General features: G+C 44.8%; 11 protein-coding genes and 1 tRNA gene. 8 read left to right on the forward strand and 4 right to left on the reverse strand.

What is annotated here, in order from left to right:
• Position 1: 1 nt before the first annotated feature.
• The 3 genes from hemB to AC04Q4_RS02065 all read left to right on the forward strand — a co-directional run bounded on the left by hemB (position 2) and on the right by AC04Q4_RS02065 (position 3,498).
• Positions 2-985: a porphobilinogen synthase gene (gene hemB / locus AC04Q4_RS02055; protein WP_119239870.1), complete on the forward strand. Its 984-nt coding sequence runs from the start codon at positions 2-4 to the stop codon at positions 983-985.
• Positions 985-2,265 (forward strand): glutamate-1-semialdehyde 2,1-aminomutase, encoded by a 1,281-nt coding sequence (gene hemL / locus AC04Q4_RS02060; RefSeq protein ID WP_476388381.1) that lies wholly within the window; start codon positions 985-987, stop codon positions 2,263-2,265. The genes hemB and hemL overlap by 1 nt, the downstream gene beginning before the upstream one ends.
• A gap of 126 nt (positions 2,266-2,391) precedes the next feature.
• A complete protein-coding gene (locus AC04Q4_RS02065; protein WP_173737103.1) occupies positions 2,392-3,498 on the forward strand; it encodes a lactonase family protein in 1,107 nt (368 codons plus the stop codon).
• Between the two features lie 80 nt (positions 3,499-3,578).
• On the opposite strand, the gene aroC is transcribed toward AC04Q4_RS02065, so the two are convergent.
• On the reverse strand, positions 3,579-4,673 hold the full coding sequence (gene aroC, locus AC04Q4_RS02070; protein WP_173755292.1) for a chorismate synthase: 1,095 nt from the start codon (positions 4,671-4,673) through the stop codon (positions 3,579-3,581).
• A 216-nt stretch (positions 4,674-4,889) separates the two neighbouring features.
• Between aroC and AC04Q4_RS02075 the strand changes: the two genes are divergently transcribed.
• The 4 genes from AC04Q4_RS02075 to AC04Q4_RS02090 are packed head-to-tail and all read left to right on the forward strand — an operon-like array spanning position 4,890 to position 9,563.
• The gene (locus AC04Q4_RS02075) at positions 4,890-5,831 is read left to right on the forward strand and encodes a CorA family divalent cation transporter (protein WP_173737101.1); all 942 of its coding nucleotides are present in this window, start codon (positions 4,890-4,892) and stop codon (positions 5,829-5,831) included.
• A gap of 31 nt (positions 5,832-5,862) precedes the next feature.
• Complete coding sequence (locus tag AC04Q4_RS02080; protein WP_173737100.1) at positions 5,863-6,753, forward strand: hypothetical protein; 891 nt, start codon at positions 5,863-5,865, stop codon at positions 6,751-6,753.
• A gap of 27 nt (positions 6,754-6,780) precedes the next feature.
• Positions 6,781-8,217, forward strand: coding sequence for a pyruvate kinase (pyk, locus tag AC04Q4_RS02085; protein WP_476388382.1), 1,437 nt, complete (start codon positions 6,781-6,783; stop codon positions 8,215-8,217).
• Between the two features lie 56 nt (positions 8,218-8,273).
• Positions 8,274-9,563, forward strand: a complete 1,290-nt coding sequence (locus tag AC04Q4_RS02090; RefSeq protein ID WP_476388383.1) for a diaminopimelate decarboxylase — start codon at positions 8,274-8,276, stop codon at positions 9,561-9,563.
• 94 nt (positions 9,564-9,657) lie between these two features.
• On the opposite strand, the gene AC04Q4_RS02095 is transcribed toward AC04Q4_RS02090, so the two are convergent.
• Both AC04Q4_RS02095 and AC04Q4_RS02100 read right to left on the reverse strand, forming a co-directional pair.
• On the reverse strand, positions 9,658-11,034 hold the full coding sequence (locus AC04Q4_RS02095; protein ID WP_173737098.1) for an MATE family efflux transporter: 1,377 nt from the start codon (positions 11,032-11,034) through the stop codon (positions 9,658-9,660).
• 86 nt (positions 11,035-11,120) lie between these two features.
• Positions 11,121-11,202 (reverse strand) — tRNA-Leu (locus AC04Q4_RS02100).
• Positions 11,203-11,423: 221 nt separating this feature from the next.
• On the opposite strand from AC04Q4_RS02100, the gene ftsH reads away from it, so the two are divergent.
• The gene (gene ftsH / locus AC04Q4_RS02105; protein WP_195455102.1) at positions 11,424-13,298 is read left to right on the forward strand and encodes an ATP-dependent zinc metalloprotease FtsH; all 1,875 of its coding nucleotides are present in this window, start codon (positions 11,424-11,426) and stop codon (positions 13,296-13,298) included.
• A 121-nt stretch (positions 13,299-13,419) separates the two neighbouring features.
• Here ftsH and AC04Q4_RS02110 read toward each other — a convergent pair whose 3' ends face one another.
• Complete coding sequence (locus AC04Q4_RS02110; protein WP_476388384.1) at positions 13,420-14,289, reverse strand: DegV family protein; 870 nt, start codon at positions 14,287-14,289, stop codon at positions 13,420-13,422.
• Between the last annotated feature and the right edge of the window lie 50 nt (positions 14,290-14,339).

The following is a 14,339-nucleotide window of genomic DNA, read 5'->3' on the forward strand; positions in this document are numbered from 1 at the left end:
CATGGAATTGACAAAAAGACCAAGAAGATTAAGAAACGGAGAGTATCTTCGCAAGATGGTGCGTGAGACAAGAATGGATAAATCTTCTCTTATGTATCCGATGTTCGTAATGGAAGGCGAGAATAAGGAAGAAGAAATTCCGTCCATGACAGGACAGTACCGCTACAGTCTGGACCGTCTCCCATATAAGCTGGAGCAGCTTGCAAAAGCAGGTGTCGGAAGTGTTATGCTTTTCGGTATCCCGGATCATAAGGATGAAACAGGAAGCGGCGCATACGATCCGGAAGGAATCGTACAGAGAGCACTTCGGGTTGCAAAAGAGAAATTCCCGGAGCTTTATTATGTAACAGATGTGTGCATGTGTGAGTATACTTCCCACGGCCACTGCGGCGTTCTCTGCGGACATGATGTAGATAATGACAAGACTCTGGACCTTCTTGCAAAAACAGCTCTTTCCCATGTAGAGGCAGGTGCTGATATGGTAGCTCCTTCTGACATGATGGATGGCCGTGTTGCAGCAATCAGAGAATGCCTGGATAAAGCAGGACATTACACAACACCGATCATGTCCTATGCTGTAAAATATGCTTCTGCGTTTTACGGCCCGTTCCGTGAAGCAGCAGATTCAGCTCCGGCCTTTGGCGACAGAAAGAGCTACCAGATGGATCCGCACAACAGCAGAGAGGGACTGAAAGAGGCCCTCGCAGATGTGGAAGAGGGTGCTGATATTATTATGGTAAAACCGGCTCTTGCATACCAGGATATGATCTGGCAGGTAAAAGAGGCAACAAACGTACCGGTTGCAGCATACAGCGTCAGCGGTGAGTACGCAATGGTAAAAGCCGCAGCAGCAAATGGCTGGATCGATGAGGAGAGGATCGTAGGCGAGATGGCTACCGGAGCATTCCGTTCAGGAGCACAGGTTTATCTTACTTATTATGCAGAACTTCTTGCAAGACTTATGGATGAAGGGAGAATCGGCTGATGACAAGATCAGAACAGTTATTTGAGCGTGCAGTAAAAAGGATCCCGGGCGGCGTAAACAGTCCGGTAAGATCTTACGGAGCTATTGGTGAGGCACCTCGTTTTATTGAAAAAGCAGATAAATGCTATATTTATGATGTAGATGGCAACCGTTATGTAGATTATATTGATTCCTGGGGACCGATGATCCTGGGACATAATTTCCCGGAGATCCGCGAGAGCGTAATCAAGGCCTGCGAGAATGGCTTAAGTTTCGGATGCGCCACAGGTATTGAGGTGGAGATCGCAGAGTTCATCTGTGAGCACATTCCTCATGTAGATATGATCCGTATGGTAAACTCAGGAACAGAGGCTGTTATGAGCGCCATCCGTGCAGCAAGAGGATACACAGGAAAAGATAAGATCATTAAATTCGCAGGATGCTATCACGGACACAGTGACTGCCTTCTGGTAAGCGCCGGTTCTGGTGTGATGGCAAGCGGAATTCCGGACAGTGCAGGCGTTCCGAAGGGATGTACACAGGATACCATGACAGCAACCTATAATGATGCAGCCAGTGTGGAAGCACTTCTCAAGCAGGAAGAAGGAAATGTGGCAGCAGTGATCGTGGAAGCTGTAGGAGCCAACATGGGTGTTGTTCCTCCGAAACCAGGATTCTTAAAAAGACTTCGTGAGCTCTGCGATGAGCATAATTGTCTGCTGATCTTTGATGAGGTTATCACAGGCTTCCGTCTTGCTTTCGGCGGCGCAGCAGAGTATTTTGGCATCCGTCCGGATCTTGTAACTTACGGAAAGATCATCGGAGCGGGTATGCCGGTTGGTGCATACGGCGGACGTAAGGAGATCATGGAGCTTATTTCTCCATGCGGCCCTGTATATCAGGCAGGTACATTAAGCGGAAATCCGGTTGCCATGGCAGCAGGATTCACACAGCTGAAATACCTCTATGAGCATCAGGATATTTATAAAGAGCTGAAAACAAAAGGTGAAAAGCTTTACGGCGGATTAAAGAAGATCGTTGAGGAAAAAGGTCTTCCATATCAGGTAAATTATGATTCTTCCCTGGCAAGTATTTTCTTTACAGATCAGGAAGTAAAAGATTATGTTTCTGCAAAAACTTCTGATCTTGATCTTTTTGCGAAATACTTCAAGGGAATGTTGAAACGTGGTATTCATCTTGCACCATCACAGTTTGAGGCAATGTTCCTTTCCACAGCACATACAGACGAAGTTATTGATGAGACTCTGGAGGCAATGCGTGGTGCACTGGGAGATCTGTAAAAAACAGCAACTTTGCATAAAAAATTGCACAAAAGATAACAGGATGATAACTTGTCCTTGTAGGAACTTTGTGATAAAATAAACATAAAAATACGCAGCGAATGTGAAAGCAGGAGGCCAGAGCTTATGGGAAAAAAGAAGTACGTGGCTTACGTGGGAACTTATACCCATGGAACCAGTAAAGGAATTCAAGTATACGACGTAGATGTAGAGAACGGAACACTTACAGAGCGCAGTGAGGTAGAAGTCAGCAATGCTTCTCACCTGGCAGTTTCCAAGAACGGCAAATATCTGTACTCCATCGAGGATGAGGGTGTAGCCGTATTCCGCAGAGATAAGAACGGTGATCTTTCCCGTATCAACAGTGTTGATATCAACGGAATGAGAGGATGCTATCTTGCAACAGACGTAGATGGAAGATATCTTTATGTGGCTGGTTATCATGATGGTAAGGTAACGGTTGTACATACACATAAAGACGGACGTCTTGGAAGCGTTATGGACGGTGTTTTCCACAAAGGACTTGGAAGCGTGGCAGAGCGTAACTTCCGTCCGCATGTAAACTGTGTCCGCCCCACACCGGATAACAAATATCTCTGTGCAGTAGATAACGGTATCGATCAGGTGAAGATATACCGTATCAACAAGAAGAAAGATAAACTGGAGCTTGTTGATATCCTTCGCTGCCCGAGAGAGAGCGGCCCGCGTATCATCCGTTTCAGTGATGACGGAAGATTTGCATATCTTCTTTTTGAGCTGAGCAATGAGGTTAAGGTATACAGCTATGACGGAAGCGGCAAGAACCCGGAATTCGAGCTTCTTCAGAGTATCACTACTCTTGGAAAAGAGGACGCAAATGATGCAATCCATAATGCCGCATCCGGTATATCCATGTCTGCAGACGGTAAATATCTTTTCTGTACAACAGCAGGCGAGAATACTGTCACAATGTATGCAGTAGACCAGGAAACAGGCCTTCTGACAAAGAAATTTTCACTTCCGATCAGTGGCGATTATCCGAAAGACCTGATGATCTTCCCGGACAACAAGCACATTGCAGTTGCTAATCATGGAAGTAACAGCATAACAGTATTTACTGTTGATTATGAGAAAAATATTATCATGATGAATGAGAAGCCAAGAAAGATCGAGACACCGAACTGTATCCATATCTGGCCTGTGCCGGATGAATGGGAGGATCCGGCAGATCCATTAACTTCTGCTGAAAAGTAAAACAGAATATAATATAACAGAATAAAACAGACTCAGGGACGAGTGGTAAGACAGCCGGTTCTGAGTCTGTTTTTCTGTTTTTATCTGTGATAAAATTCATGGATACGGTCCATGCGTGCGCTCATGTTGTTAAAGAGTGCGTCTGTGATCGTAAGTGCTGCCATAGCCTCCACAACAACTACTGCACGAGGGACGATCACCGGGTCGTGGCGTCCTTTGATCTCAAGCTCCAGATTTTCGCCCTCACTGGTGACAGTGGACTGAGGCTGGCTGATAGATGGGGTAGGCTTGATGTGGGCACGAAGGATAATATCACTTCCGTCACTCATACCACCCATGATACCTCCCGCATGGTTGGAAGTCTTGGTAATGATGCCGTCTTTCAAGGAAAAACCATCGTTGTCAGCGGAACCGGTCAGTTTTGTTACCTGAACTCCGTCACCGATCTCAACAGCTTTTACAGCACCGATGGACATGATCGCATGGGCAAGAGTTGCATCCAGCTTGTCAAAAACAGTATCGCCAAGCCCGGCAGGAACATTTCTGATCCGGCATTCTATGATGCCGCCTGCACTGTCCTGATTTTTGAGGCATTCTTCAAGATAGGCAGAAGCTTTCTCTGCTGCGTCTGCATCCGGCATGCAAAGTGCATTATTTTTGATCTCATCTTCTGAAAAAGACCGGATCTCCACAGGTCCGATCGATTTTGTATAAGTGGTAAAAGTAATGCCAAGTTCATTAAGCAGCTTGATTGCAATCGCACCGGCTGCCACCCGTCCGGCAGTTTCTCTTCCTGAAGAACGTCCGCCGCCCCGGTAATCACGGAACCCGTATTTCTGGTCAAAAGTATAATCTGCATGTCCCGGCCGGTAGGAATATGCGATATTTCCATAGTCTCTGGAACGCTGGTCTGTGTTGCGGATGAGAAGAGAGATCGGAGTTCCGGTAGTTTTTCCCTCGAAGACACCGGAGAGGATTTCTACCAGATCACCTTCCTTACGTGCTGTTGTATAGCGGCTCTGACCTGGCTTTCTGCGGTCAAGGAACACCTGGATATCTTCCTCGCAGAGAGAAAGACCTGCCGGGCAGCCGTCAAGAACTGCACCGATAGCCTTGCCATGAGATTCGCCCCAGGTGGTAACTACGAATTTTTTTCCGAATGATGACTGACTCATTTGTATAACTTCCTTTCGTTGGAATTCTGGAATCATTATATAGGAAGCCGGAAAAAATGTAAAGAAGAGGAGAATGCTTACGTAAAGATTCTGTGAAATTATAAAAAAGCTTTTTTAAAATGAAAATGTATGAATTGACAAAGCTATTTTGACTATTTATAATAAAAAAGAATTTTGCCCTGGCAAAAGCAAAGCAAAAGAAGGGAAGTGGAAATCGTGGTAAGGATTTATAAGACAATAGACGGGGCCATCCACCAGATACAGGAACCGGAGGAAGGCTGCTGGATTGCACTGACGAATCCGACGGCAACAGAAATTTTTGAATTTTCCGAGAAGTTTGATATAGAGGTTGACGATCTGCGATCCCCTTTGGATGAGGAAGAACGGTCACGTATCGAAGTTGAGGATAATTATACACTGATCCTGGTAGATGTTCCTATGATCGAGGAACGTAATGATAAGGACTGGTATGGAACCATTCCTCTTGGTATCATTGTTACCGGTTCCATGATCATTACCATCTGTCTGGAGGACACGCCGGTTCTGACTAGATTTATGGAGGGAAGGGTCCGGAGCTTTTTTACCTATATGAAGACACGCTTTATCTTCCAGATTCTTTACAGAAATGCAAGTATGTACCTGCGTTATCTGCGTATCATCGATAAGAAAAGTGAGCAGGTGGAGGAGAAACTGCATCTTTCCACAAGGAATGAGGAGCTGATCGAGCTTCTGGAACTGCAGAAATCCCTGACATATTTTATCACATCTCTGCGGTCTAACGAAGTTGTGCTGGAGAAGCTTCTGAAGATAGACAGCATCAAGAAATATCCGGAGGACACAGATCTTCTGGAGGATGTTATCACTGAGAACAAGCAGGCGATCGAAATGGCCAATGTGTACAGTGGAATCCTGAACGGAACCATGGATGCTTTTGCATCGATCATTTCCAATAATATGAATATCGTCATGAAAGTACTGGCGATCATTACCATTGTTATGAGTATTCCGACTATCGTGTTTAGTGCCTACGGAATGAACGTGGCAGGTTCCGGTATGCCGTTGTCTCACAGTCCCTGGGGCTTTTTGCTCATCATAATTTTTTCTGTAGCAATCAGTGCTGTTGCGGCTATTATTCTTTCCAAGAAGCGCTTTTTCTGATTTTTCAAGAGTTTTCTGAAAGGAGATTTTAATGAAATTTATCAACAAACTGGAACGTAAGTTTGGAAGATTTGGTATTCCCAATCTGACAGTTTATATTATCGGATGCTATGTGCTGGGGTATTTTCTGGCTATGCTTGCTCCTGGAGTTCTGGATATGCTGAGTCTTGATATGTCCATGGTAATGAGAGGACAGATCTGGAGACTTGTGACATGGGTGATTTATCCGCCTTCCAGTGTAGGAGGAACCGGTAATCTTGTGATGTTCCTTCTGGCAATCTTTTTCTTTTATTATCCGATCGGTACTTCACTGGAGCGTACGTGGGGAACATTCCGGTATACTTTGTATATTTTTTCAGGACTTTTGTTCACTGTGATCGCGGCAGTTCTTCTGCATGCGTTTACAGGTGGTTATGTGACAATGAATGGAATTACGTATTCTCTTGGCGGCAGTATTTTTACCACCTATTATATCAGTCTTTCCATTTTTCTGGCTTATGCAGTCACATATCCGGATCTGGAGCTTTTGCTTATGTTTGTCATCCCTATCAAGATGAAATGGATGGCATTTATATACGGACTTTTTATTGCATGGGATATTGTATCCTATCTTAGAGCAGGACTTTGGGTAGGCGTTGTGCCAATCGTGGCATCGCTTTTAAATTTTGTGATCTTTTATTTCAGCACAAGAGATATGAACCGCTACAATCCGAAAGAGATCCGCAGGAAGCAGCAGTTTAAGAAGGCTATGGCTCCGTCCAGAACGGGTTATGGACCGGATGGAATCGCAAAGCATAAATGTGCGATCTGTGGCCGTACTGAGAAGGATGATCCGAATCTGGAGTTCCGCTTCTGCTCAAAGTGCAAAGGAAATTATGAATATTGCCAGGATCATTTATTTACGCACAAACACGTACAGTAAAACGTAAAAAAGGGAGGATATTCAATTATGAAAAGAACAAAGATCATCTGTACACTTGGACCTTCCAGCAACAACAGGGAGACTCTGAAAGCTCTTATGGAGAATGGAATGGATATTGCCAGATTCAACTTTTCCCATGGAGATCATGAGGAGCAGAAGGGCCGTGTGGACATGATCAAAGAGCTTCGTGAGGAGCTTGATATACCTATAGCCATGCTTCTTGATACAAAAGGACCTGAGATCCGTACCAGACTTTTAAAGGACGGACAGAAGGTAAAACTGGAAGCAGGAAAACAGTTTGTACTTGGAATTGGTGATTTTGAAGGTGACGACAAGAAAGTTGCCATCACATATGAGACACTTTACAAAGATGTAAAACCAGGAAACAGAATTCTTATTGATGATGGTCTGATCGAGCTGGAAGTTAAAAAAATCAAGGGAACAGATATCATCTGCAGCATCTTAAACGGTGGAGAGCTGGGAGAGAAGAAGGGTGTAAATGTTCCTTATGTAAAGGTTAATCTTCCGGGAATCACAGAGCAGGATAAAAAGGATATCCTTTTTGGTATCGAACAGAAATTTGATTTTATCGCAGCATCTTTCGTCCGTTCCGCTGAGGTGATCCGTGAAATCCGTAAGCTTCTGAATGATAACGGTGGACAGGATATCGGCATTATCGCAAAGATCGAGAATGCAGAAGGTGTAGAGAACATTGATTCTATCATCGAGGCTTCTGACGGAATCATGGTTGCCCGTGGAGATCTTGGAGTTGAGATTCCGGCAAGCCAGGTACCGCATATCCAGAAAGAGATTATCCGTAAATGCAATGATCATTATACACCGGTTATCACAGCAACACAGATGCTGGATTCCATGATCCGTAATCCTCGTCCGACACGTGCTGAGGTAGCTGATGTTGCCAATGCGATCTATGACGGAACAGATGCGATCATGCTTTCCGGAGAGACAGCAGCCGGTAAATATCCTATTGATGCGCTCCACATGATGGCAGAGATCGCAGAGATGACAGAGCCGCATCTGGATTACAAAGTGTTTATTGAGCATCGTTCCATGGATGGAAGAGAGAAGATTTCCAGTGCAGTAGCACTTGCGGCAGTACGTACTGCAAAGAACCTGAAGGCCAATGCCATTGTAACACCGACTATGAGTGGAAATACAGCAAGACTGATTTCTAATTTCCGTCCGAAGGTTCCAATCTATGCGATCACGCCGAACTCAACCATCCAGCATAAGCTTCAGCTGATCTGGGGCGTAACACCTCTGAAGGGATATCAGAGAGATACCACGGACCATATCATGTCTCAGGCCATGAATGTTGTCCGCAGCCGTCATCTGATCCATAAAGGCGACCTTGTTGTATTCACAGCGGGAGACCCTGCAACAAACATGACAAACGGTCATGGTGCAGTCACAAATATGATGCACGTGATCGAGGCAGAATAATGTTACTGTTCTGCAATTGCAGACAGTGAGCAAACGAAACAGGAGATGCAGTTATTATGAAAAAAGTACCATTTGTGACACTTGAGAAACTGAAAGAGATTACTGAGAAATATCCGACACCTTTTCATCTCTATGACGAGAAGGGAATCCGCGAGAATGCAAAAGCTCTTAAAGAAGCTTTCGCCTGGAATAAAGGATTCAAGGAGTTTTTTGCAGTAAAGGCAACACCGAACCCGTATCTTATCAATATTCTTCAGGAGTATGGCTGTGGCTGTGACTGCTCCTCTGCAACAGAGCTTATGATGGCCAAAGCTGTAGGCTGTAAAAAAGGTGACATCATGTTCTCCTCCAACGATACACCGGAGAAAGAGTTCAAATATGCAGATGAGATCGGCGGTATCATCAACCTTGATGATATTACACATATTGAGAGTGTAGAGCGCGCTCTTGGAAAGATCCCGGAAGTGATCAGCTGCCGTTATAATCCGGGTGGAGTATTCAAGATCAGCAATGGTATCATGGATAATCCAGGAGATGCCAAGTATGGTATGACTACAGAGCAGATTTTTGACGCTTTCCGCATCCTGAAATCAAAGGGAGCGAAAGAATTCGGTATCCATGCATTCCTTGCCAGCAATACGGTAACTAACGATTACTATCCGATGCTTGCAAAAGTAATGTTCGAACTTGCTGTAAAGCTTCAGAAAGAAACAGGTGCACATATTAAGTTCATCAACCTTTCCGGTGGAATCGGAATTCCTTATAAACCGGATCAGGAGCCGAATGATATCCGTGTGATCGGTGAAGGTGTCCGCAAGGTTTATGAAGAGGTACTTGTTCCGGAAGGAATGGGTGATGTGGCGATCTATACAGAGCTTGGCCGTTTCATGATGGGACCGTATGGCTGCCTTGTTACAGAAGCAATCCATGAGAAACACACACATAAAGAATACATAGGTGTAGACGCCTGCGCAGTAAATCTGATGCGTCCGGCTATGTACGGAGCTTATCATCATATTACAGTTATGGGCAAGGAGAACGAGCCATGTGACCATAAATATGATGTAACAGGATCTCTCTGCGAGAACAATGATAAATTTGCCATTGACCGTATGCTTCCGAAGATTGATATGGGAGATCTTCTTGTGATCCATGATACAGGTGCTCATGGTTTTGCAATGGGATATAACTACAATGGTAAACTGAAGTCTGCTGAAATTCTTCTTCATGAGGATGGAAGCTTCGAGATGATCCGCCGTGCTGAGACACCGAGAGATTATTTCGCAACATTTGACTGCTTCCCTGTTTTTGAAAAACTTCTCCAGGACGAGGATGAGCTGAAATAATATATAGTTATACGATATGAAAATATGAAAAAGACCGTCTGTGCATATGGTTAATTATGCGTGGACGGTCTTTTTTTGCTACATGAAAAAATATTTATGAGTTTTGGCTGCCTGACATTTCTGCCAGTGCTTTTCGGAACTCGAAGAAGAACAGGATTGCAGTAAATGTAACTGCCAGGATATCTGCCACCGGTTCTGCCATATAAACCGCATTTGTCTGATTGCCGCGGAAAATATGAGGCAGAATATAGATCAGTGGGATGACCAGCACAAATTTCCGGACAATGGCCACGATAATGGAATCCTTGGCTCTGCCGAGAGAGATGAAGGTCATCTGGCATGCAATCTGGACTCCGAATATAAATACTACAGCCATGTAGATACGGAGAGATGTTTTTGTAAAGGCAAGTAGTGTGCTGTCCGAAGTGAACATTCCGGCGAAAATTTGTGGGAAGATCATGATGATCATCCAAAGGATCACAGAATAGGTGACGCTTGTTTTCAGAAGGAGTTTAAAAGTGGAACGTACACGGTTCTCGTTGCGTGCACCGTAATTATAGCTGATGATCGGCTGTGCACCTTGTCCAAGTCCCTGAAGAGGAAGCATAGCGAACTGCATAACGCTGGTAAGGATGGTCATGGCTCCTACAGCAACATCTCCTCCGTATTTCAGGAGAGAAGAGTTATAGCAGACAGAGATGATGCTCTCACTGAGCTGCATAACGAAAAGGGAAGAGCCAAGAGCCATACAGGGCAGAAGAATATCTGCTTTCAGCTTCATGGTTTTTCTTCGAAGACGGAGAAATGTCTTTTTTCCAAAGAGAAAAGACAGCACCCAGATACAGGAAAGTGCCTGGGAGATCACGGTTGCAAAAGCAGCACCACGTACACCCATATGGAAGCCGAAGATGAATACGGGATCCAGGATGATGTTAGCGACTGCACCAATGAGAACAGAGAGCATTCCTGTTTTTGCGAAGCCCTGAGCAGTGATGAAGTTGTTCATGCCAAGTGTAAGCTGTACAAAAACAGTTCCGATCGCGTAAATGTTCATGTAACCAACAGCGAAATCAATAGTGTTGGTACTTGCACCGAAGGCCATGAGAAAGCTGCGGTTTCCCATAAGCAGGATCACGGTCAGTATTACGGAGATGATGATCTGCATGGTGAAACAGTTTCCCAGGGTACGTTCAGCTTTATCGGTATCATTTTTTCCCATAAATATGCTGGCTCTGGGAGCACCACCGTTTCCGACAAGAGCAGCGAAGGCAGACACTACCATGATCAGCGGCATGCAGACACCGACACCAGTGAGTGCCAATGCGCCATCACCGGGAATGTGTCCTATGTAGATGCGGTCAACAATGTTATAAAGCATGTTGATCAGCTGTGCAGCTACGGTAGGAAGTGCAAGGCGCAGAAGCAGGTGGCCAATGGGCTCAGTACCTAAAAAACTTTTGTCTTTTTCCATTCATTTCAGTCCTTTCGTGAAATTGCTACAGTTAACTTTTATATAACAAAAACCTGACAGATCACTCCGTCAGGTTTTCCTGATAATGCCGCTGGCCGGACTCGAACCGGCACGGATTGCTCCGCTTGATTTTGAGTCAAGTGCGTCTGCCAATTCCGCCACAGCGGCATAACCATTTATTATAATATCATAGGAACAATGGGAATGCAAGGAATTTTTTTGAAATTGCGATAATATATGCAAAAAATTCAAATTCTAAAAAGTTTATGAAATCGAAGTGTTTTCCTTGAAATAGACTGAAAAAAGTGGTACAGTGTCTTACAAAGCTGTATCACATGATATAGCACTGTGGATATAGCAATATACTATAAGATAACGGAGGAGACTACATGAATCTGAATTCCAAAAAACCAGAGAAGCGGCCTTTGTATGTATATTACATCATTGCGGTCGTGATCATTATTCTGCTCAATGTTTTTGCTCTTCCTGCCATTTCAGAGAGAAGTGTGAAAGAAACGGATTACACTACCTTTCTGAAAGCTGTAGACAGAGGAAAAGTATATGAAGCAACCATTAATTCCGATTACATTTACTATACTATGAAGGTAGATGGAAATGATGTTTACTGTAAGACGGTATCCGTAGATGATAAGGATCTTGTTTCACATCTTTATGATGCTGGTGTAAGCATTGAGGGAACAGCACCGCAGAGACAATCACTGCTTTTGTCACTGATCGCAGGTTATATTCTCCCGATTGCTGTTTTTATTCTTCTTGGACGTTGGCTCAGCAAGAAGATGATGAGTTCCATGGGTAACGGTGGTCCGGGAGGCATGATGTCTTTTGGAAAGAGCAATGCCAAAGTCTATGTGAAGTCCTCCACAGGAATTAAATTTTCCGATGTGGCAGGAGAAGACGAGGCTAAGGAGCTTCTTTCAGAGATCGTAGATTTCCTGCACAATCCACAGAAATACAGAGAGATCGGTGCATCCATGCCAAAAGGAGCACTTCTTGTAGGCCCTCCGGGAACTGGTAAAACACTTCTTGCCAAGGCTGTTGCCGGTGAGGCGGAGGTTCCGTTTTTCTCCATCTCAGGTTCTGAGTTTGTGGAGATGTTTGTTGGTATGGGTGCTGCCAAGGTCCGTGACCTCTTTAAACAGGCTAATGAGAAAGCTCCCTGCATTGTGTTTATCGATGAGATCGACACGATTGGTAAGAAACGTGACGGCGCGGGAATGGGCGGTGGAAATGATGAGCGTGAGCAGACACTGAACCAGCTGCTTACAGAGATGGATGGTTTTGACGGTTCCAAGGGTGTTGTGATCCTGGCTGCTACTAACAGACCGGATTCCCTTGATCCTGCACTTCTCCGTCCGGGACGTTTTGACAGAAGAATCCCGGTTGAACTTCCGGATCTTCGGGGACGTGAGGAAATCCTTAAGGTTCATGCCAAGAAGATCAAGATCGCAGATACCGTTCGTTTTGATGAAATTGCCAAGGCAGCAGTTGGTGCTTCAGGTGCCGAGCTTGCCAATATTGTCAACGAGGCCGCACTTCGTGCAGTCCGTGATGGACGTAAATTTGCCACACAGGCAGATTTTGAGGAGAGTATTGAGGTTGTTATCGCAGGATATCAGAAGAAGAACCGTGTACTTTCCAATAAGGAGAAACTGATCGTATCTTATCATGAGGTTGGTCATGCCCTGGTTGCTGCCAAGCAGACGGATTCTGCGCCTGTCCATAAGATCACTATTATTCCCCGTACTTCCGGTGCACTTGGATATACCATGCAGGTGGATGAGCAGGAGCATTTCCTGATGACTAAGGAAGAACTGGAGAATAAGATCGCTACGTTTACAGGCGGACGTGCTGCAGAGGAGCTGATCTTCCATTCTATTACAACCGGAGCATCCAATGATATTGAGCAGGCAACCAAGCTTGCGAGAGCGATGATCAGCCGTTATGGTATGAGTGACGAGTTTGATATGGTTGCTATGGAGAACGTAAGCAATCAGTATCTGGGCGGTGATGCAAGCCTGACCTGTTCTTTTGAGACACAGACACTTCTGGATAAAAAGGTTGTGGATGTTGTTCGGAAGCAGCATGAGAAGGCTACGAAGATCCTTACGGATAATATTGGTAAACTTCATGAGATCGCCAAGTATCTTTATGAGCATGAGACGATCACAGGAGAGGAGTTTATGAAGATCCTTGAGGATAAACCGGTGGAGATCGAAGCTCCGCAGGAGAATACAGAAGCGTAATTATCAGTTACATTAAAAAATACAGCAATAAAAAAAGTTCGGAATCGGATGGCAGGAAAGAAATACCATCCGTATACCGGACTTTTTTATTATAATACATATCTGTCTGGAAATTTATAATTTACCAGATTTCAGGATGTACCTTAGAGCAGGTGAGTGCCAGGGAACCAGACCCGATGTGGCAGGAGACGCTTAAGGAAAGAGGGAAGATATTAATTTCACCGATGTTCGGAAAATTAGCGAGAGTTTCTTTTCTGAATTCCTCGGCAGCGGTAAGGTTGTGAGAGTGGATGACATCCAGATTGATCTTTTCACCGAAACGGTTGGAAATGTCGTCTCTGATAGCTTTGGTCATGGTGCTTTTTGCCTGGATCATGGTGCGGGCTTTGGAAAAGGCATCCAGCTTTTCACCCTGGATCTGGAGTATTGGCTTCAGACGGAGCATGGTTCCGATTGCAGCGGCAGCAGGGGTGATACGACCGCCCTGCTTGAGAAATTTCAGTGTTGCTACTGTGATGTAGATACTGGAATCAAAGCGGGTTTCTTCCAGCCAGTCACCGATCTCGGATGCTGAGAGGCCGTTTTTGGCCTGCTGGATGGCTTCAATGGCAGAATAGCGTAATGTTCCGGAAATTCGCTGGTTATTTACAACGCGTACGCGGCCATCGTAATCTTCGGAAAGCATCCTTGCTGTCTGCATAGAGCTGGAAAGTCCGCTGGACATGGGGATATGTACGATCTCATCGTAATCTTTAAGGAGCTTATCCCAGAGATCTGTAACAGATTCCGGAGTCGGCTGTGAGGTAGAAACGCGGCATCCCGGATTCTGCTCCAGATGCTGGAAAAACTCTGCCTGATTCATATCAATATCTTCCAGATATTCTTTATCATCTATAAAAAATGGCATGGGGAGCATATGTACTCCAAGTTCACGGGCCTGGGCTGGTGACATACCGCAGTTGCTGTCTGTAACAATGGCAATGGATTTCATAGTTGTAATCCTCCTTGTTGGAATATTTTGTGATCCGTACAGATAACCCA

The organism is Blautia sp. HA8986 (assembly GCF_056504635.1).